Origin of the sequence: Sphingobium soli (assembly GCF_020782245.1) — a bacterium.
GTDB lineage: Bacteria > Pseudomonadota > Alphaproteobacteria > Sphingomonadales > Sphingomonadaceae > Sphingobium > Sphingobium soli.
Window position 1 is genome coordinate 174,809 of sequence record NZ_JAJGNP010000002.1, and the last position, 17,112, is coordinate 191,920.

Here is a 17,112-nt window from a genome sequence, read left to right on the forward strand (position 1 = left end):
GCCGCGCGACAAGTTCTTGCTGCACCGCCGAAATGCTGATGGCGCTGGTCTTGCGCCTATGCCATCATCATGGGTGATTCAGCAGGGGGACGTCACGCCATGAACTTTGAGGGCCAGACCAAACTTCCCCGGCCCGCACCGCGGCAGGTCGATCCCGAATTGCTGGCCCGCGAAATCGTCGAGCGGCTGACCTATCGCATCGGCAAGGATGCCGCCGCCGCAAAGCCCCATGACTGGCTGCATGCCGTCATCCTGGCGATCCGCGACCGGGTGATCGACGCCTGGATCGAATCCACCCACAAAACCTACGAGGCGCAGGGGCGGCGGGTTTATTATCTCAGCCTGGAATTCCTGATCGGCCGGTTGATGCGCGACGCTGCATCCAACATGGAAATGCTGGACGATCTTCAGGCCGCGCTGGCGTCGTTGGGTGTCGATATGGACATCATCGCCGCGCTGGAGCCCGACGCCGCGCTGGGCAATGGTGGCCTGGGTCGGCTGGCGGCTTGTTTCATGGAAAGCATGGCGACGGTGGACGTGCCCGCTTATGGCTATGGCATCCGCTATGTAAACGGCATGTTCCGGCAGGAAATCAGCGATGGCTGGCAGGTGGAATTGCCCGAAAACTGGCTGGCGCATGGCAATCCCTGGGAGTTCGAGCGGCGCGAGGCGAGCTACGAGGTCGGCTTTGGCGGACGCGTCGATCCGGCGGAGGGGGGGGAGGCTGGACCGCATCAGATGCACTGGCGGCCGGGCGAACGCGTCATCGCCACCCCCTATGACACGCCGATCGCGGGCTGGCGGGGCAAGCGGGTCAATACGCTGCGACTGTGGGAAGCCCAGCCCATCGACCCGATCCTGCTCGATAAATTCAACGCCGGCGACCATCTTGGCGCCTTATCAGAAAGCAATCGGGCGGAAGCGCTGACCCGCGTGCTCTACCCGGCCGACTCCTCACCCGCCGGGCAGGAATTGCGGTTGCGGCAGGAATATTTCTTCTCCTCCGCTTCGCTACAGGACATTGTCCGTCGGCATATTCAATATTTCGGCGACATCCGGACGCTGCCTGACAAGGCGGCGATCCAGCTTAATGACACCCATCCGGCGGTTTCGGTCGCTGAATTGATGCGCATTTTGCTCGACGATCATGGGCTGGACTTCGACGAAGGGTGGGACATTACCCGCCGCACCTTCAGCTATACCAACCACACCCTGTTGCCCGAGGCGCTGGAGAGCTGGCCAGTGCCGCTGTTCGAGCGGCTGCTGCCGCGCCACATGCAGATCGTCTATGCGGTGAACAGCCGGCTGCTGGCGGAAGCGCGCCGGTCCGGGCAGTTTGATGACGGCGCGATCGGCGCGATTTCCCTGATCGACGAGCATGGCGGCCGCCGGGTGCGAATGGGCAATCTCGCCTTTGCCGGATCGCACAGCGTCAACGGTGTGTCGGCGCTGCACACCGATCTGATGAAGGAAACGGTCTTCGCTGACCTGCACCGCCTTTACCCCGCGCGCATCAACAACAAGACCAATGGCGTCACCTTCCGCCGCTGGCTGATGCAGTGCAATCCGGGCCTCACCGCTTTGATCCGTGATGCCATAGGCGATCGGTTCCTGGACGATCCCGAGGCGTTGCGCGAGCTGGATCGCTTCGCCGATGATGCTGCCTTTCAGGAGCGTTTCCTGACGGTCAAGCGCGCCAACAAGGTGGCGCTCTCTGAGCTGCTGCGCAAGCGTGTCAATGCCCGGATCGACCCGGCCGCCTTGTTCGACATTCAGATCAAGCGCATCCATGAATATAAGCGCCAGCTGCTCAACATCATTGAGGCGGTGTCGCTTTACGACCAGATTCGCTCTCATCCTGAAAGGGATTGGGCGCCGCGCGTCAAGCTGTTCGGCGGCAAGGCCGCGCCCAGCTATCATAACGCCAAGCTGATCATCAAACTGGCCAATGACGTGGCGCGCGCCGTCAATCACGATCCGGCAGTGCAGGGGCTTCTCAAGCTGCAATTCGTTCCAAATTACAATGTCTCCATGGCGGAAATGATGATCCCGGCGGCGGACCTGAGCGAACAGATTTCGACCGCGGGCATGGAGGCGTCGGGCACCGGCAACATGAAATTTGCGGTCAATGGCGCGCTGACCATCGGCACGCTGGACGGCGCCAATGTCGAAATGCGCGATCATGTCGGCGAGGATAACATCATCATCTTCGGCCTTACCGCGCAGGAGGTGAATGAGAGGCGTGCCAATGGCTATAACCCTGGCGAGGTGATCGGCCAGAGCCGCGAACTGGGACAGGCGCTCGATGCCATTGCCAGCGGCGTCTTTTCGCCGGACGATCCGGATCGCTACAAGCCGCTCATCCAGGATATCCATGATCATGACTGGTTCATGGTCGCGGCCGACTTCGACAGCTATTCCGCGGCACAGCGGTCCGTCGACGCCCTGTGGAAGGATGAAGCGCTCTGGGCAAAAAAGGCCATCCACAATGTGGCGCGCATGGGCTGGTTCTCGTCCGATCGTACGATCCGCGAATATGCAACCGACATCTGGAAGCTGCCCGCATGACGAGAGGGTGCAGATAGGCGATGCTGACGCCGGATCAGATCGACCGGGTGGTTACGGGACGCGAGGATGATCCCTTTGCCACTTTGGGCGTCCATCCGGCGAGCAAGGGCTTCACCGCTTGTGTCATGCTGCCGGACGCGACAGGCGTCACGGCCCTCACTCTGGAAGGCAAGGCCGTAGGGCAATTGGCCTGCATCCATCCCGACGGGCTGTTTTTTGGCAGGGTGTCGGTGAAAAAGCGCCAGCCGCTGCGCTATATTGCGCACTATTCCGACAGTAGCGATTATGCGCTGGTCGATCCCTATGGCTATGGCCCCGTGCTGGGGCCGATGGACGATCATTATTTCGCGGAGGGGTCGCACGGGCGGCTGTTCGACAAGATGGGCGCCCATGTCATCCATCACGAAGGCATGGACGGAACCCATTTCGCGGTCTGGGCGCCCAATGCGTTGCGGGTCTCAGTGGTGGGCGACTTTAATCGGTGGGACGGGCGGCGGGGCCTGATGCGGCGCCGCACCGATGCGGGTATATGGGAAATCTTCCTGCCCGAAGTCGGCGCGGGCAGCGCCTACAAGTTCGAAATCATCGGGGCGAACGGCGACCTTCTGCCGCTCAAGTCAGACCCTTTCGCCTTCCAGGCCGAATTGCGTCCTTCGACCGCGTCCATCGTTGCGCAGCCGCCTGCCCATATATGGGGCGACGATCGGCACCGGGCACATTGGCGCGATGCCGATCCGCGCCGCGAACCTATTGCGATTTATGAAGTCCATGCCGGGTCATGGCAGCGCGATGCCGACGGCAATTTCCTGACCTGGGACGAATTGGCCAATCGGTTGATCCCCTATGTCGTGGGCATGGGCTTTACCCACATCGAATTTCTGCCGATCAGCGAGCATCCCTATGATCCCAGTTGGGGCTATCAAACGCTCGGCCTCTATGCGCCTAGCGCGCGCTTTGGGGATGCGGAGGGATTTGCGCGGTTTGTCGATGGCGCCCATCGCGCTGGCATAGGCGTCATCCTTGACTGGGTGCCGGCGCATTTCCCGACCGACGAACATGGGTTGGCGCATTTTGACGGCACCGCGCTTTATGAACATGCCGACCCGCGCAAAGGCTTCCACCCTGATTGGAACACCGCCATCTACAACTATGGCCGGCGTGAAGTGGCACAGTTCCTCTCCAATAACGCGCTATTCTGGGCAGAGCGTTATCATGTCGATGGACTGCGCGTGGATGCTGTCGCCTCCATGCTGTACCTCGATTATTCCCGGCAGCCGGGCGAATGGATCCCCAATGATCATGGCGGTCGCGAGAATGTGGAGGCCGTGGACTTCCTCCAGCAGATGAACAAGGCGCTCTATGGCGCGCATCCCGGTGTCATGACGATCGCGGAAGAATCGACCAGCTGGCCCGGCGTTTCGCGGCCGGTCGATGCGGGCGGCCTGGGCTTCGGGTTCAAATGGAATATGGGCTTCATGCACGACACGTTGCGCTACTTGCAGCGCGACCCGGTATATCGCGCCCATCATCATGACGACATCACCTTCGGGCTGCTCTACGCCTTTGACGAAAATTTCGTCCTGCCGCTCAGCCATGACGAAGTGGTGCATGGCAAATCGTCACTGCTGCACAAGATGGCGGGCGATGACTGGCAGAAGTTCGCGACGCTGCGCGCCTATTACGGCTTGATGTGGGGGTATCCAGGCAAGAAGCTGTTGTTCATGGGGCAGGAATTTGCCCAGCGCGATGAATGGAGCGAGGCGCGGGCGCTCGACTGGCACCTGCTGGACCATGGGCCGCATCTGGGCGTGCAGCGGCTGGTCGCGGACCTCAACCATCTTTATAGCAGCCGGCCGGCGCTTCACGCCCGCGATTGCGAGGCGGAAGGCTTCGAATGGGTGCTGGTCGATGCGCGCGCGGATTCAATCTTCGCCTGGGTGCGGCGCGCGCCCGGCGCATTGCCCATTGTCGTCATCAGTCATTTTACGCCGGTGCTGCGCCACGGTTATCGCATGCGCTTGCCCTCTGGCGGGCGTTGGCGGGAAGTGATGAACAGCGACGCGCAGGATTATGGCGGCAGCGGCGCGGGCAATATGGGCGCGGTGACAGCGGATGAAGAAGGATGGGTGAACATCACGATCCCGCCCTTTGCCACGCTGATGCTGGAACTGGAATTTTAACGAACTGCGGGCGGCAGACCGGCGACTTGTGGGCGGGTGGATGGAGAGGCGGATGCAGACAAAATATCAGCCCATAGCGCGTGATGCGATGGCCTATGTATTGGCCGGGGGGCGCGGCAGCCGCCTGGCTGAACTGACCGACCGGCGCGCAAAGCCGGCGGTGCATTTCGGCGGCAAGGCCAGGATCATCGACTTTGCGCTGTCCAACGCGCTTAACAGCGGTATTCGCCGCATCGGCGTCGCTACCCAGTATAAGGCGCATTCGCTGATCCGGCACCTTCAGCGCGGCTGGAATTTCCTGCGTCCCGAACGCAATGAAAGTTTCGACATATTGCCAGCCAGTCAGCGTATTTCCGAAAGCCAATGGTATGAAGGCACCGCCGACGCCGTCTTCCAGAATATCGACATCATCGAAGCCTATGCACCGGAATATATGGTCATTCTGGCTGGCGACCATGTTTACAAGATGGACTATGAACTGATGCTCCAGCAGCATGTGGACAGCGGCGCTGACGTTACTGTCGGCTGTCTGGAAGTGCCGCGCATGGAAGCTGTCGGATTCGGCGTCATGCACGTGGACGAGGCCGACGTCATCACCGCCTTTGTTGAAAAGCCGAAGGATCCGCCTGCCATTCCGGGGCAGCCGGATGTGGCGCTGGCGTCCATGGGCATTTATGTGTTTCGCACCCGTTTTCTGATCGAGCAGCTGTGGCGCGACGCCGACGACCCGGCGAGCAAGCGGGATTTCGGCGGCGATCTCATTCCCTATATCGTAAAGCACGGGAAGGCGGTGGCGCATCGCTTTTCCAGCAGTTGCGTGCGCGCCGAGAGTGAACTGGAGCCATATTGGCGCGACGTCGGCACCATCGACGCCTATTGGCAGGCGAATATCGACCTGACCGACGTGGTCCCTTCGCTCGATCTTTATGACCATAGCTGGCCGCTCTGGACCTATTCGGAAGTTACGCCGCCCGCCAAATTCGTTCATAATGAAGATGGCAGGCGCGGGTCGGCGACATCATCGCTAGTGGCGGGCGGCTGCATTGTTTCGGGATCTTCGCTGCACCGCAGCCTGCTCTTTTCGGGGGTGCGTACACATAGTTTTTCATCGGTGACGGACAGCATCATCATGCCGGGCTGCGAGATCGGACGCGGCGCGCGCCTGCATAAATGCGTGGTCGATTCGGGCATTCTTGTTCCGCCTGGCCTCATCATCGGGGAAGACCCGGTGCTTGACGCCCAACGCTTTCGCAGGACCGACAGCGGCATCTGCCTGGTGACCCAGCCGATGATCGACCGGTTGGAGGTTTGACCGGTCGATGACGATGCAGCTTTTGTCCGTCGCCTCGGAAGTCTATCCGCTCGTCAAGACCGGTGGGCTGGCCGACGTGGTCGGAGCATTGCCGGCCGCGCTGGCGGCACATGGTGTCGCCACCCGTACGCTGGTCCCTGGATATCCGTCAGTCCTAAAGAAACTGGGTAAGGCGAAGACAGTGCGCCGCTATGAGGCGCTGTTTGGCGAACGCGGGGCCGTGCTGGCGGCGAAAGTCGATGGACTGGATATTCTGGTGCTGGACGCGCCGGCCTTTTTCACGCGTGACGGTGGTCCCTATGGCGGCCCGGATGGCACGGACTGGAGCGACAATTGGCGGCGTTTTGCTGCGCTGGCTCGTGTCGGCGCGGATATTGCCGAAGGTACGCTCAGGGGCTGGCGACCGGACATCGTCCATGTTCACGACTGGCAGGCAGCCTTGACAGCCGCCTATATGCGCTTTGGTTCAGCCGCTGCCGTGCCAAAGCTGGTGACGATCCACAATCTCGCCTTTCAGGGGCGTTTTGCCGCGGACATTTTTCCGGCGCTTGGCCTGCCACCCGAAGCCTGGGGCGTTGATGGCGTCGAATATTATGGCGGAGTCGGTTATTTGAAGGCCGGACTCATATCCGCCGACGCGATTACCACGGTCAGTCCCACCTATGCGCAGGAAATCCGATCGCCCGATCATGGCATGGGGCTGGACGGGCTGATCAACGGGCGCATCGCCCGACTGCATGGCATATTGAACGGCGTCGATACCGACATCTGGAACCCGGCCGACGATCCGTTGATCCCCCGCAGGTTCAGCGGCCGATCGTTGGGCGCACGGGCGGGCAATCGCCGGGCGCTCGAAAAGGCGTTTGGCCTCGACCAGGACGACGCGCCGTTCTTCATCATCGTCAGCCGCCTGACCTGGCAAAAGGGCATGGACCTGATGATCGACGCCATCGACCATCTGGTCGGGCTGGGCGGCAAGCTAGCGTTGCTAGGATCGGGAGATCAGGCGCTGGAGGGCGCATTCCTGGCCGCGGCCGACCGGCATCACGGACGGATCGCGGCACGGATCGGCTATGATGAGCCCCTGTCGCATCTGATGCAGGCGGGCGGCGACGCCATCTTGATCCCGTCCCGCTTTGAACCCTGTGGTCTCACCCAGCTTTACGGGCTGCGCTATGGCTGCCTGCCGGTCGTGGCGCGGGTCGGCGGGCTGGCCGATACGGTCATCGACGCCAATGAAGCGGCGGTAAGCGCTGGCGCGGCGACCGGCATCGCCTTCGCACCGTCCGACCCGCTGGCGCTGCATGGCGCGATCGCCCGTGCCGTTCAACTGCATGGCAACCGGCCCATTTGGCAGGCGATGCAGCGGGCCGCCATGCGCGCCAACGTGTCATGGGACAGCAGCGCAGCACGCTATGCCGCGCTCTATCGCGATTTGCTGGCGGAGGCAGCGTGACCACGGGCGCAGGTGCGCCCCAGTTAACGGAACGCGGCGCATTGTTTCGAGTCCATGCGCCCGACGCCCACGCACTATGGCTCTGCCTGTTCGACCCCTTGGCTGGCGAAACCCGCCTGCCGATGCAGCGAGAGGCCGATGGGGTGTGGCAGCTTGCGGCGCCGGGTATTGGCGCTGGGGCGCGTTATGGGCTGCGCGCCGATGGGCCCTATGATCCGCCCGCGGGCCTGTGGTTCGATCCCGACAAGCTGTTGCTCGATCCTTATGCGACTGCGATCGACCGCCCTTTTACCTATGATCCTGCGCTGGCCGCGCCACGTGGGGAGGCGGGGGACACGGCCCCGCTCCTGCCCAAGGGCGTCGTCGAAGCGCCCCGGCCGCACGTGGCCGCGCGGTCGCCGCTCTTTACGCCCGGCGGCCTCCTCTACGAACTGCATGTGCGCGGTTTCACCATGTGTCATCCCGAAGTGGCCCCGGCGCAGCGCGGGACCATCGCCGCGCTCGGTCATCCGGCCGTGATCGCGCATCTGAAAGCCCTGCAGGTCTCCGCCGTTGAACTCATGCCGATAAACGCGTGGATTGATGAACGGCATTTGGGGCCGCTCGGCCTCACAAATTATTGGGGCTATAACCCGGTCAGCTGGTTCGCCATCGACCCCCGTCTGGCACCCGGTGGCATGGCCGAATTGAGGGATGCGGTGTCAGCCCTGCATGACGCTGGGATCGGCGTCATCCTCGACATGGTCTATAATCATAACGGCGAAGGCGACTGCCATGGCCCGACCCTATCGCTGCGCGGTCTCGACCCGCGCGGAGCATTCCGCCATGCGGCTGACGGAAGCCTGATCAACGATACCGGCACCGGCAACAGCATCGCCTGCAACGCTCCAACGATGCGTGCGCTTATTCTGGCGTCATTGCGGCATTTCGTGCAGCAGGCCGGCGTCGATGGCTTCCGCTTCGACCTTGGTCCCGCACTCGGGCGGATGGACCATGGCTTTGATCCGCGCGCGCCACTGCTGGAAGAGATGCGGGCCGACCCGGTCCTTGCTGATCGGATCATGATCGCAGAGCCGTGGGACATTGGTCCGGGCGGCTATCAGCTTGGACAATTCCCAGGCGGATGGCTGGAATGGAATGATCGCTATCGTGACGACATGCGGCGTTTCTGGCGCGGCGATGCGGGGATGATCGGGGCCGTAGCGACGCGTCTTGCCGGATCAAGCGACATATTCCCGAACGGCCGAAGCCGGACGGTCAATTTCCTCGCCGCGCATGATGGTTTCACTCTGGCTGACCTGACGGCCTATGAAGAGCGGCATAATCAAGCGAATGGCGAGCAGAATCGCGACGGCCATGGCGAAAATTACAGCTGGAACAATGGCATCGAGGGAGCGAGCGACGACCCCGCTATCCGCGCCGCCCGCTGTCGCGACGCCAAGGCGTTGCTTGCCACGCTCTTCTGCTCACGCGGGACGATCATGCTCAGCGCCGGCGACGAATTCGGCCGGTCCCAGCGGGGCAACAACAACGCCTATGCGCAGGATAATGCGTTCAGCTGGATCGACTGGGATGGCCGCAGCACAGAACTGGAGCGGTACGTCTTTGCCCTGGCGGCGCTGCGGGCAGATGAAACGGACCTCCATGGCACGGACATACTGACGGACGACGATGTCGAATGGCTTGATGAAGCGGGCAACCTGCTGACCGTGGCGCAGTGGGAAGATCCCGGCCGCCGTCGGCTTGTCCTGCGTTATCGCGTGAGCGGACTTGCGATCTGCCTCAACGGCGCATCCGATCCCTGTCGCTTTCGCCTGCCCCATGGCGCTGCTGACGTGGCCGCACGCACGATTGTCGTCAGTCGACCGGAACGCTGAACAAGGCCGGTTGCCGCAGCCGCAGCGCCATCAGCAGGATCGCCAGCTTGCCATCGGCAATTTCCTTGAGCGCCATCATCGTCCAGAGTGTGTCCAGCGGCAGTTCATGCACGCTGATATTCTCCTGCTCCTCGACCAGGCCGCCGCCAGCCGCGACGCGATCCTGTGCGCTGTAGGGCGCCAGATAATAGTCGATCTTTTCCGTAACGACGCTGGGGATGCTCCAGATCTGGCCCAGGTGGACCAGCTCGCCCAGCCGAACACCCGCTTCCTCCATTGCTTCGCGTCGCGTGCAATCGGCAGGGTCGTCTTCCAATATGCCGGCGATTGCCTCCATCATGTCGGGCAGGCCTGCCAGCATGACGGGTGTGCGCGGCATCGACACTGTGATGGCTACGCGACGATCAGGATCATAGGGCAGGACGGCTACCGCCCGGCGCATTTCCACCACATGCCGATCAACCTCCACGCCATCGTCGGCGCGCATCCGCACCATCCGCAGGTTGAGCCAGCCTTCATAGAGGGTCGAAGTGGAGATTATCTGCATCGCGCTCCACAAGAAGTGGTGAGTCCAGCTGGGTTCGAACCAGCGACCTACTGATTAAAAGTCAGTTGCTCTACCGACTGAGCTATGGACCCCCGAAGCGGTGGACGACGCCCTAAAGGGGGCGGCGCGGATGGTCAACCACTTGTCGGCCGCTTTGGTTTCGCTTTTTTGAGCCGCGCGCTCAGATGGCGGATGGCAAGGCCGCTGCGGGGATCACGCCAGCCGGGTGCAATCAGGGACAGGGGCGTCAGTACGAAGGGGCGGGTGCAAAAGGCGGCGTGGGGCACCGTCAGCCGGCGCTCACGCCAAGTGCCGCCCGACCAGAGGATGATGTCGATATCCATGCTGCGCGCGCCCCAGCGACGGTGGCGTCGTCGGCCCAACTGCGTCTCGATCGCCTGAAGCATGCGCAGCAGGGCAGGGGGCGGCAGCGGGGTTTCCACCAGCATCGCGGCATTGGCGAAGCGGCGCAGCGATGGACCCAGCGGCGGGGTATCGAAAATTGGCGATATGGCGATCACCGGCATCCGCGCGCCGATCAGCGCGGCAGCCTCCTCAACCAGTTTCGGCGGCGTGCGGCGGGCCGAGAGCTGCCGGTTCGATCCCAGCGCCAGCGCATAGACATGGGTGCGGCTTTCGGGCCTTGTATCCGCCATGGCCCAGCGCCTATCTGCTCTGCGTGACCGTGGAAAGCCCCCTTGCTGCGACCGAGCCTCCGCAGGATTGTCAGCGTTGCCCCCGCCTCGTTGCGTTGCGGGAGGAATGTCGGGCGCAGCATCCCGACTGGTGGAACGCGCCGGTCCCGGCCTTTGGCGACCCGCAGGCGCGCATCGCGATCGTCGGTCTGGCGCCGGGACGGCAGGGGGCGAACCGCACGGGCAGACCGTTTACCGGCGACTATGCCGGCGACCTGCTGTTTGCAACGCTGGCGCGCCACGGCCTGGCCGAAGGGACCTATCAAGCGCGGCCGGATGACGGCCTGGTCCTGCGGGATGTCATCATCATCAATTCGGTCAAATGCCTGCCGCCGCAGAACAAGCCCGAACCGGCGGAAATCCATAATTGCCGGCCGTTTCTGGCGGACGCGGTGGCGGCGCTGCCCCATGCGCGCACCTTCATCGCCCTGGGCCAGATCGCGCACCAGTCGGCGGTCAAGATACTGGGCGGCAAGCTGCCCAAGGCGCGTTTCGTCCATCTGGCCGAACACCGCATGCCCGATGGCCGCGTTTTGATCGATAGCTATCATTGTTCGCGCTACAACCAGAATACCGGGCGGCTGACGGCCGAGATGTTCGATGCGGTCTTTGCGCGGGCCGTCGCGGTGGCGGCGACGCGCCCATGGCCCGGCTCCTGACGATGACGATCTAGCCTATCCATGCTGGGGCCTTCTCGATAGACCATGGTCGCTGCGGCTCGGCAGGTCGGGCGCGGGGCAGGAGGATCATTCATGGACTTCATGAAGATCATCGAGTCGCTCGACGAAGCGCTCTACACGGTGATGGGTTGGCTGGTTTTCTATCCCCTGACCTTGTGGCGGGCGCTGGTGCGGCCGTTGGCGATGATGGCTTATGCCGATCGCGAAGTGTCGGACGCACCTGATGAACAATATGATGACGCCATCCGGCCGCCCCTTTTCCTGTTTCTGACCCTGCTGATCTCCCACGGGCTGGAAGCCCTGGTTGCGGGGCGCAATCCCCTGTTGACGGGCACCAGGGGGCTGGCGGCGCTGGTCGTTCGGATCTTGCGCTGCTGGCGCTGCGATTGGTGCTGTTCAGCCTGTTCGCGCTGATGATGTCGTTGTTCATGCTGCGTCGGCAGGGGCTGAAGCTGACCCATTCCAATTTGCGCCGCCCCTTTTACGGGCAATGTTTCACAACCGCTCCGCTGGCGCTGATGGTGGGGGTTGCGACGCTGCTGCCAACGTTCCATCCCTCCCACGGGCGAACGGCAGGGGCGGTGGTGATGCTGTGTGCGGCGCTATGGTATCTGGGCGTGCAGACAGTCTGGTTTTCGACCAGATTGCGCATCGGGCGCTTCGCTGGCTTCCGGCAAGCGGTTGCGGCGGTCATGACGGCTACAATTCTTTTCACCGCCATCGCGCTGATGCTAGGCCTGAGCGCCCAGTGAATCATATCGTGCCACGAAAAAGGGCGGCCCCCATAAGGAGCCGCCCTTCTTGTGTCTTGTAGGTCGCAGAACTTAGCGCGAATAGAATTCGACGACCAGGTTCGGTTCCATCTTCACGGGATAGGGTACTTCGTCCAGCGTGGGGACGCGGACATAAGTCACCTTGGCGGCGCCATCGGGCGACACATAGTCGGGAATGTCGCGCTCTGGCAGGCTCTGCGCTTCCAGGACCAGCGCCATTTCCTGCGCCTTCTTGCCCAGGGTGATTTCGTCGCCCGGCTTCACCAGACGCGAGGCGATGTTGCACTTGACGCCGTTCACATAGATGTGGCCGTGGCTGACAAGCTGGCGGGCCGACCAGATGGTGGGCGCGAACTTGGCGCGATAGACCAGCGCGTCGAGGCGGCGTTCCAGCAGGCCGATGAGGTTCTGGCCGGTGTCACCCTTCATGCGGGCGGCTTCGACATAGTTCTTCTTGAACTGCTTTTCGGTGATGTCGCCATAATAGCCCTTCAGCTTCTGCTTGGCGCGCAGCTGAATGCCATAGTCGGACATCTTGCCCTTGCGGCGCTGACCATGCTGGCCGGGGCCATATTCCCGCTTGTTGACCGGGCTCTTGGGACGACCCCAGATATTCTCGCCCATCCGGCGGTCGAGCTTGTACTTGGCGCTGGAGCGCTTCGACATATGTCTTTCCTTACGATATGCTAACAACGTTGGTCCCGGTATCGCCTGTTTTCCGTATTTCAGGGACAGGGCCGCCGCTTCACCGGGATGCAGGGCCAATCGCGAAGCGGCGCCTATGACGCCAAGGGGCTGGCCTGTCAAGCCCTCGACAGGTCGGGGCGGGCGGCCTAAGTGCTCGCACCATGAACCCCGACAGCTATACCAGCATGAGCGAAGTGCGCGCCGGCGTCGATGAAATCGACCGGCAAATTGTTGCGCTGCTCGATCTGCGTTTTGCCCATATGCGCGCAGCCGCCCGGATCAAGCCCGATCGCGGCGCGGTGCGCGACGAAGCGCGCAAGGCGCAGGTAATTGCCAATGCCCGGGCGGAGGCGGAACGGCTGGGCGCGCCCGGTGATGTCATCGCCGACCTGTGGGACGGGCTGGTCGAAGCTTCCATTGCTTATGAAATGAATGAGTTCGACCGGACACGGGGGTAAAGGCGGCCGCGTTGCGCGTGTTTTGCAACGGTGGGAAAGGGTGCGAAGTTCACACCGTCGTGCGCCGACGCATTTGCGTCGATTGAGACCCGAAGCGTCGATTTCGCAATAGGAGATTTTTTGCGAAGTCGACCGCGACGGACAAGGGGCCGCGCGGGGCAATGGCTAGACTGCGAAAAAGAGCCGATCGCTTGGCCTAGCACGAGGCCGGCCCTGTAGGACAGGCTCGGGACCTACTGCGCTGCCTGCGTCTGGAACCAGGGGGCCATCCGCGCGATCGCATCCTGAACCCGGTCGGTGGACACGGCAAAGCTGAAGCGGATGAAGCGGTGGCCGTCGACGGGATCGAAGTCGATCCCCGGCGCGGTCGCCACGCCGGTTTCGCGCAGCAGTTTCTGGCAAAAACCCAGGCTGTCGTTGGTCAGATGGCTGATATCCGCGTAGATATAGAAAGCCCCATCGGGTGGGGCGATGCGGGCAAGGCCCATGGCGGGCAGCGCATCGAGCAGCAATTGCCGGTTGCGGCGGTAGCTTGCGACGTGACCGTCCAGTTCCTCGACGCAGTCGAAGGCGGCAAGGCCGGCGCGCTGCGCCAGCACGGGGGGCGTCAGGAACAGATTGCCCATCCGTGCGCGCGCTGTGTCGATAAGGTCCGGCGGCACGACCACCCAGCCCAGGCGCCATCCCGCCATGCTGTAATATTTGGAAAAGCTGTTCACGATCACGGCGTCGGGCGCATATTGCAGCATCGAATGGGCCGGCTCACCGAAGCTGAGGCCGTGGTAGATTTCATCGGAGATGGTGCGGATACCCCGGTCGGCGCAGACTGCAGCGATGCGCGCCAGTTCAGCGGGCGGGATGATCGTGCCGGTCGGGTTGGCGGGACTGGCGAGGATCAGGCCATCGGGCGCGGGGTCGAGTGCGGCGAGCGCGTCGGCGCTGATCTGGTAGCGTTCGGCCGGGCCGCAGGCGACCTCGACCGGGTTCAGGTAGAGCGCCTTCAACGTATTGCGATAGGCGACATAACCCGGCCGCGCCGTCGCCACGCGCGCGCCCGGAGCAAACAGGCTGGTGAGCGCCAGCACCAGCGCGGGGGAAGCGCCGCAGGTTAGGATTATCTGTTCGGGATCGACGGTGACGGCGTAGCGATGCTGATAATCGCGGGCCATTCTTTCTTTCAAGGCGGTGCTTTCCCAGTAGCCCATGGGTTCGGTGTCGAGCACATGATGCGCGACCGCGATGGCCCGCGTCGGCGCGCCGGTCGATGGCTGGCCAAACTCCATGTGCAGGATCGAGCGGCCCTGTTCCTCCAGCGCGTGCGCCTCCCGGCTGATGGCAATGGCGTGGAAAGGGTCGATACCGGCGACGTTATGCATGAATCACCTGCGTTAATTTTGGCAACATGGCCCTGGCTGCTGCGTTGGGCAGGGCATGAGCCAGACCTTCTTGACCGTCCTGCAATATTATGGCGCGGGGGCGGCCACGCTCGCCGCGCTGATCGTTTCGCTCAACCTTGGCCGCCGCATCACCGGATGGGCCTTCGTGCTGTTCGTGACAAGCTCCATCGCGCTGATCGCCTGGGGTTTCCTGGATGACAATAGCGAAGGCATTGGCTGGCAGAATGTCGCCCTGCTCTTCATCAACGCGACCGGGGTATGGCGCTATCTGATTTCCGGCCACGATCCGGCGGACTGAAAAATCGTCAGTTTTCGGCGATCCAGACCTCGACCGGCACATCGTCCTGCAAAAGCGCGAGGCGGATCGGCAATTCCTCGACCGGGCCGCCCGCCAGTGCGCGATCATAGACTGCCTTCTTGGAAGCGCCGCTGATTTGGAGGAAAATATGGCGGCTTTTGAGGATCGCGCTGGCGGTCAGCGACAGGCGTTGATGCGGCGCGGCCGGCGGGGTGGCGGCAATGGTCAGCGCATCGGTGGCAAGACCTTCAGCCAGTTCCCTGCTCTCCGGGAAAAGTGAGGCGGTATGGCCATCATCACCCATGCCCAGCAGGATGATGTCGAGCGGCCAGGGCAGGGCGGCGAAAGCGCGTTCCACGTCCGGCTGGCCTGCATAGGCGTCCGCCGCATCCGTCTTCATCGGCACGAAGCGCGCCTGCGCGGCGGGCCCTTGCAACAGCGTGTCACGCACCAGTCGTTCGTTGCTGTCCGCGCTGGCCGCATCGACCCAGCGTTCGTCCACCAGCGTGACGATCAGCTTGCTCCAGTCGAGTGTGGCCAGGCTCAGCGCTTCCAGCACCGGCCGGGGCGAGCGCCCACCCGACAGGGCGATGGTCGCAATCCCGCGCACGGCAATAGCGTCCGACAGGATGGTGGCGATCCGCTCGGCAATGTCGGCGGCGGCCTGCGCCCCGGTGGCGAATAGATGTTCGGTCGGCATGGTCACTCCGCGTCATCAGGAAGGGTGCAGATGTCCACCCAGCTTGCCCCGGTCAAGGCCGCGAGCCTATCGGGTGTCAATTCGACGGACGCGGTGCGTGATCCTGCGGCCGGAAAGACGGTGGCGAATGCCTTGAGCGACAGGTCGCAATAGACGGGCAGGGGCGTCGTCAAGCCGAAGGGGCAGACCCCGCCCACCGGGTGCCCGGTCAATTCCTCCACCTCATGCGCGCCGAGCATCCGCGGTTTGGCGCCCAGCGCGGCCTTGGCCTTGCCGTTCGACAGGCGGGCGTCACCGCGCGCGCAGACGAGTATGACCTGATCCCCCACGCGCAGCGATAGGGTCTTGGCTATGCGCGCTGGCTCGACGCCAAGCGCTGCGGCGGCTTCCATGACGGTTGCTGTGCTGACGCCCTGATCGATGATCGACACATCGGGCGCATGCGCGGCGAAGTAGGCGCGGACGCTCGCTTCGCTCATGGGCGGTCCCCGAGCTGGCGTTCCCACGCCAGGGCATGGGTGACGATCTGGTCGAGATCGGCGTGGCGTGGCGTCCAGGGAAAGGTGCGCAGGATGGCGCTGTTGTCCGAAATCAGCTTGCCCGGATCGCCCGCGCGCCGGCCCGTCATGATGCGCTTGATCGGATTGTTGGTCGCCCGATCGACCGCGTCCAGCACCTCCAGCACGGAAAAACCCCGGCCATAGCCGCAATTGAGCAGATGGTTGCGATCCGGCTCTGCCATCAGCGCTTCCAGCGCCAGCAGATGGGCAGCGGCGAGGTCACTGACATGGATATAGTCGCGCACGCCCGTGCCGTCCGGCGTGTCGAAATCATCGCCAAAGATACTGACGCTTTCGCGCTTGCCCAGCGCCGCTTCGACTGCAACCTTGATGAGGTGGGTGGCACCCGCCGTCGACTGGCCGGTGCGTCCCTGCGGATCAGCGCCCGCGACGTTGAAGTAGCGTAGCGCGCAAAAGTTCATCGGATGCGCCGCCGCCACGTCGCGCAGCATATGCTCGGTCATCAGCTTCGACATGCCATAGGGATTGATCGGGCGCTGCGGCGTATCTTCCCGCACAGCTTCCACGTCCGGCGTGCCATAGGTGGCGGCGGTGGAGGAGAAGATGAAATGCGGTACGCCTACGCGCACCGCGCTTTCGATCAGGTCGCGCGTCTTGGCGCTGTTGTTATGGTAATATTTGAGTGGGTTATCGACTGACTCCGGCACCACAACCGAACCGGCGAAATGCATGATCGCGCGGACATCATGGTCGCGCAGCGTCGCTTCCACCAGCGGCTGGTCGGCAATGTCGCCGCGCACCAGCGGCACGTCTCCGGGCACCGCCCAGTCGAAGCCGGTGACGAGATTGTCGATCACGACGACGCCATAGCCGGCATCCTTTAGCGCCAGCACGGCATGGCTGCCGATATAGCCGGCGCCGCCCGTGACCATGACCGTCGGCTTGTCGCTCATAAAGAAAAGG

The 17,112-nt window shown here is 63.1% G+C and carries 17 protein-coding genes and 1 tRNA gene; 10 read left to right on the plus strand and 8 right to left on the minus strand.

Annotated elements, in window-relative coordinates; genetic code table 11:
• Nucleotides 1-99 precede the first annotated feature (99 nt).
• Genes LL253_RS03525 through glgX form a run of 5 tightly spaced genes read left to right on the plus strand, consistent with a single transcriptional unit; the run spans nt 100 to nt 9,393 of the window.
• Entirely contained in the window at nt 100-2,568 is a 2,469-nt protein-coding gene (locus tag LL253_RS03525) for a glycogen/starch/alpha-glucan phosphorylase (protein ID WP_228226228.1), read from the plus strand.
• Nucleotides 2,569-2,588: 20 nt separating this feature from the next.
• Nucleotides 2,589-4,748 (plus strand): 1,4-alpha-glucan branching protein GlgB, encoded by a 2,160-nt coding sequence (gene glgB / locus LL253_RS03530; protein ID WP_228226229.1) that lies wholly within the window; start codon nt 2,589-2,591, stop codon nt 4,746-4,748.
• Nucleotides 4,749-4,800: 52 nt separating this feature from the next.
• Entirely contained in the window at nt 4,801-6,060 is a 1,260-nt protein-coding gene (gene glgC / locus LL253_RS03535; protein WP_228226230.1) for a glucose-1-phosphate adenylyltransferase, read from the plus strand.
• Between the two features lie 7 nt (nt 6,061-6,067).
• On the plus strand, nt 6,068-7,516 hold the full coding sequence (glgA, locus tag LL253_RS03540) for a glycogen synthase GlgA (protein WP_228226231.1): 1,449 nt from the start codon (nt 6,068-6,070) through the stop codon (nt 7,514-7,516).
• Nucleotides 7,513-9,393 (plus strand): glycogen debranching protein GlgX, encoded by a 1,881-nt coding sequence (gene glgX / locus LL253_RS03545; protein WP_228226232.1) that lies wholly within the window; start codon nt 7,513-7,515, stop codon nt 9,391-9,393. Before glgA ends, glgX begins: the two co-directional genes overlap by 4 nt.
• Here glgX and LL253_RS03550 read toward each other — a convergent pair.
• From LL253_RS03550 to folK, 3 genes are all read right to left on the minus strand, one after another.
• A complete protein-coding gene (locus tag LL253_RS03550) occupies nt 9,374-9,940 on the minus strand; it encodes an NUDIX domain-containing protein (protein ID WP_228226233.1) in 567 nt (188 codons plus the stop codon). The two genes, glgX and LL253_RS03550, sit on opposite strands and share 20 nt — an antisense overlap.
• Before the next feature lie 16 nt (nt 9,941-9,956).
• Nucleotides 9,957-10,032: transfer RNA gene (locus tag LL253_RS03555), tRNA-Lys, on the minus strand.
• 42 nt (nt 10,033-10,074) lie between these two features.
• Complete coding sequence (folK, locus tag LL253_RS03560) at nt 10,075-10,596, minus strand: 2-amino-4-hydroxy-6-hydroxymethyldihydropteridine diphosphokinase (RefSeq protein WP_009821263.1); 522 nt, start codon at nt 10,594-10,596, stop codon at nt 10,075-10,077.
• Between the two features lie 23 nt (nt 10,597-10,619).
• Between folK and LL253_RS03565 the strand changes: the two genes are divergently transcribed.
• The 3 genes from LL253_RS03565 to LL253_RS03575 all read left to right on the plus strand — a co-directional run bounded on the left by LL253_RS03565 (nt 10,620) and on the right by LL253_RS03575 (nt 12,067).
• Nucleotides 10,620-11,294, plus strand: a complete 675-nt coding sequence (locus tag LL253_RS03565; protein WP_228226234.1) for a uracil-DNA glycosylase — start codon at nt 10,620-10,622, stop codon at nt 11,292-11,294.
• A gap of 93 nt (nt 11,295-11,387) precedes the next feature.
• Nucleotides 11,388-11,729: a hypothetical protein gene (locus LL253_RS03570; protein WP_228226235.1), complete on the plus strand. Its 342-nt coding sequence runs from the start codon at nt 11,388-11,390 to the stop codon at nt 11,727-11,729.
• Nucleotides 11,702-12,067 (plus strand): hypothetical protein, encoded by a 366-nt coding sequence (locus LL253_RS03575; RefSeq protein WP_228226236.1) that lies wholly within the window; start codon nt 11,702-11,704, stop codon nt 12,065-12,067. The genes LL253_RS03570 and LL253_RS03575 overlap by 28 nt, the downstream gene beginning before the upstream one ends.
• A 72-nt stretch (nt 12,068-12,139) precedes the next feature.
• Here the strand turns inward: LL253_RS03575 and rpsD are convergent, their stop codons facing one another.
• Complete coding sequence (gene rpsD / locus LL253_RS03580) at nt 12,140-12,754, minus strand: 30S ribosomal protein S4 (protein ID WP_021225518.1); 615 nt, start codon at nt 12,752-12,754, stop codon at nt 12,140-12,142.
• Nucleotides 12,755-12,936: 182 nt separating this feature from the next.
• Here rpsD and LL253_RS03585 point away from each other — a divergent pair, with 182 nt between their 5' ends.
• A complete protein-coding gene (locus tag LL253_RS03585; RefSeq protein ID WP_228226237.1) occupies nt 12,937-13,233 on the plus strand; it encodes a chorismate mutase in 297 nt (98 codons plus the stop codon).
• 233 nt (nt 13,234-13,466) lie between these two features.
• Here the strand turns inward: LL253_RS03585 and LL253_RS03590 are convergent, their stop codons facing one another.
• Nucleotides 13,467-14,609, minus strand: a complete 1,143-nt coding sequence (locus LL253_RS03590; RefSeq protein ID WP_228226238.1) for a pyridoxal phosphate-dependent aminotransferase — start codon at nt 14,607-14,609, stop codon at nt 13,467-13,469.
• A 55-nt stretch (nt 14,610-14,664) separates the two neighbouring features.
• On the opposite strand from LL253_RS03590, the gene LL253_RS03595 reads away from it, so the two are divergent.
• Nucleotides 14,665-14,928, plus strand: a complete 264-nt coding sequence (locus tag LL253_RS03595; protein WP_228226239.1) for a hypothetical protein — start codon at nt 14,665-14,667, stop codon at nt 14,926-14,928.
• Nucleotides 14,929-14,935: 7 nt separating this feature from the next.
• On the opposite strand, the gene pgl is transcribed toward LL253_RS03595, so the two are convergent.
• Genes pgl through galE form a run of 3 tightly spaced genes read right to left on the minus strand, consistent with a single transcriptional unit; the run spans nt 14,936 to nt 17,102 of the window.
• Nucleotides 14,936-15,628: a 6-phosphogluconolactonase gene (gene pgl, locus LL253_RS03600; protein ID WP_228226240.1), complete on the minus strand. Its 693-nt coding sequence runs from the start codon at nt 15,626-15,628 to the stop codon at nt 14,936-14,938.
• A 2-nt stretch (nt 15,629-15,630) separates the two neighbouring features.
• On the minus strand, nt 15,631-16,107 hold the full coding sequence (locus LL253_RS03605; protein WP_228226241.1) for a YbaK/EbsC family protein: 477 nt from the start codon (nt 16,105-16,107) through the stop codon (nt 15,631-15,633).
• Nucleotides 16,104-17,102 (minus strand): UDP-glucose 4-epimerase GalE, encoded by a 999-nt coding sequence (galE, locus tag LL253_RS03610; RefSeq protein ID WP_228226242.1) that lies wholly within the window; start codon nt 17,100-17,102, stop codon nt 16,104-16,106. The genes LL253_RS03605 and galE overlap by 4 nt, the downstream gene beginning before the upstream one ends.
• Between the last annotated feature and the right edge of the window lie 10 nt (nt 17,103-17,112).

Excerpts from the sequence above, each read along its gene's own strand:
- LL253_RS03525 (WP_228226228.1), top strand. The coding sequence starts at position 100 with ATGAACTTTGAGGGCCAGACCAAACTTCCCCGGCCCGCACCGCGGCAG.
- glgB (WP_228226229.1), top strand. The coding sequence starts at position 2,589 with ATGCTGACGCCGGATCAGATCGACCGGGTGGTTACGGGACGCGAGGAT.
- glgC (WP_228226230.1), top strand. The coding sequence starts at position 4,801 with ATGCAGACAAAATATCAGCCCATAGCGCGTGATGCGATGGCCTATGTA.
- glgA (WP_228226231.1), top strand. The coding sequence starts at position 6,068 with ATGACGATGCAGCTTTTGTCCGTCGCCTCGGAAGTCTATCCGCTCGTC.
- LL253_RS03550 (WP_228226233.1), bottom strand. The coding sequence starts at position 9,940 with ATGCAGATAATCTCCACTTCGACCCTCTATGAAGGCTGGCTCAACCTG.
- folK (WP_009821263.1), bottom strand. The coding sequence starts at position 10,596 with ATGGCGGATACAAGGCCCGAAAGCCGCACCCATGTCTATGCGCTGGCG.
- LL253_RS03570 (WP_228226235.1), top strand. The coding sequence starts at position 11,388 with ATGGACTTCATGAAGATCATCGAGTCGCTCGACGAAGCGCTCTACACG.
- rpsD (WP_021225518.1), bottom strand. The coding sequence starts at position 12,754 with ATGTCGAAGCGCTCCAGCGCCAAGTACAAGCTCGACCGCCGGATGGGC.
- LL253_RS03585 (WP_228226237.1), top strand. The coding sequence starts at position 12,937 with ATGAACCCCGACAGCTATACCAGCATGAGCGAAGTGCGCGCCGGCGTC.
- LL253_RS03590 (WP_228226238.1), bottom strand. The coding sequence starts at position 14,609 with ATGCATAACGTCGCCGGTATCGACCCTTTCCACGCCATTGCCATCAGC.
- LL253_RS03595 (WP_228226239.1), top strand. The coding sequence starts at position 14,665 with ATGAGCCAGACCTTCTTGACCGTCCTGCAATATTATGGCGCGGGGGCG.
- pgl (WP_228226240.1), bottom strand. The coding sequence starts at position 15,628 with ATGCCGACCGAACATCTATTCGCCACCGGGGCGCAGGCCGCCGCCGAC.
- LL253_RS03605 (WP_228226241.1), bottom strand. The coding sequence starts at position 16,107 with ATGAGCGAAGCGAGCGTCCGCGCCTACTTCGCCGCGCATGCGCCCGAT.
- galE (WP_228226242.1), bottom strand. The coding sequence starts at position 17,102 with ATGAGCGACAAGCCGACGGTCATGGTCACGGGCGGCGCCGGCTATATC.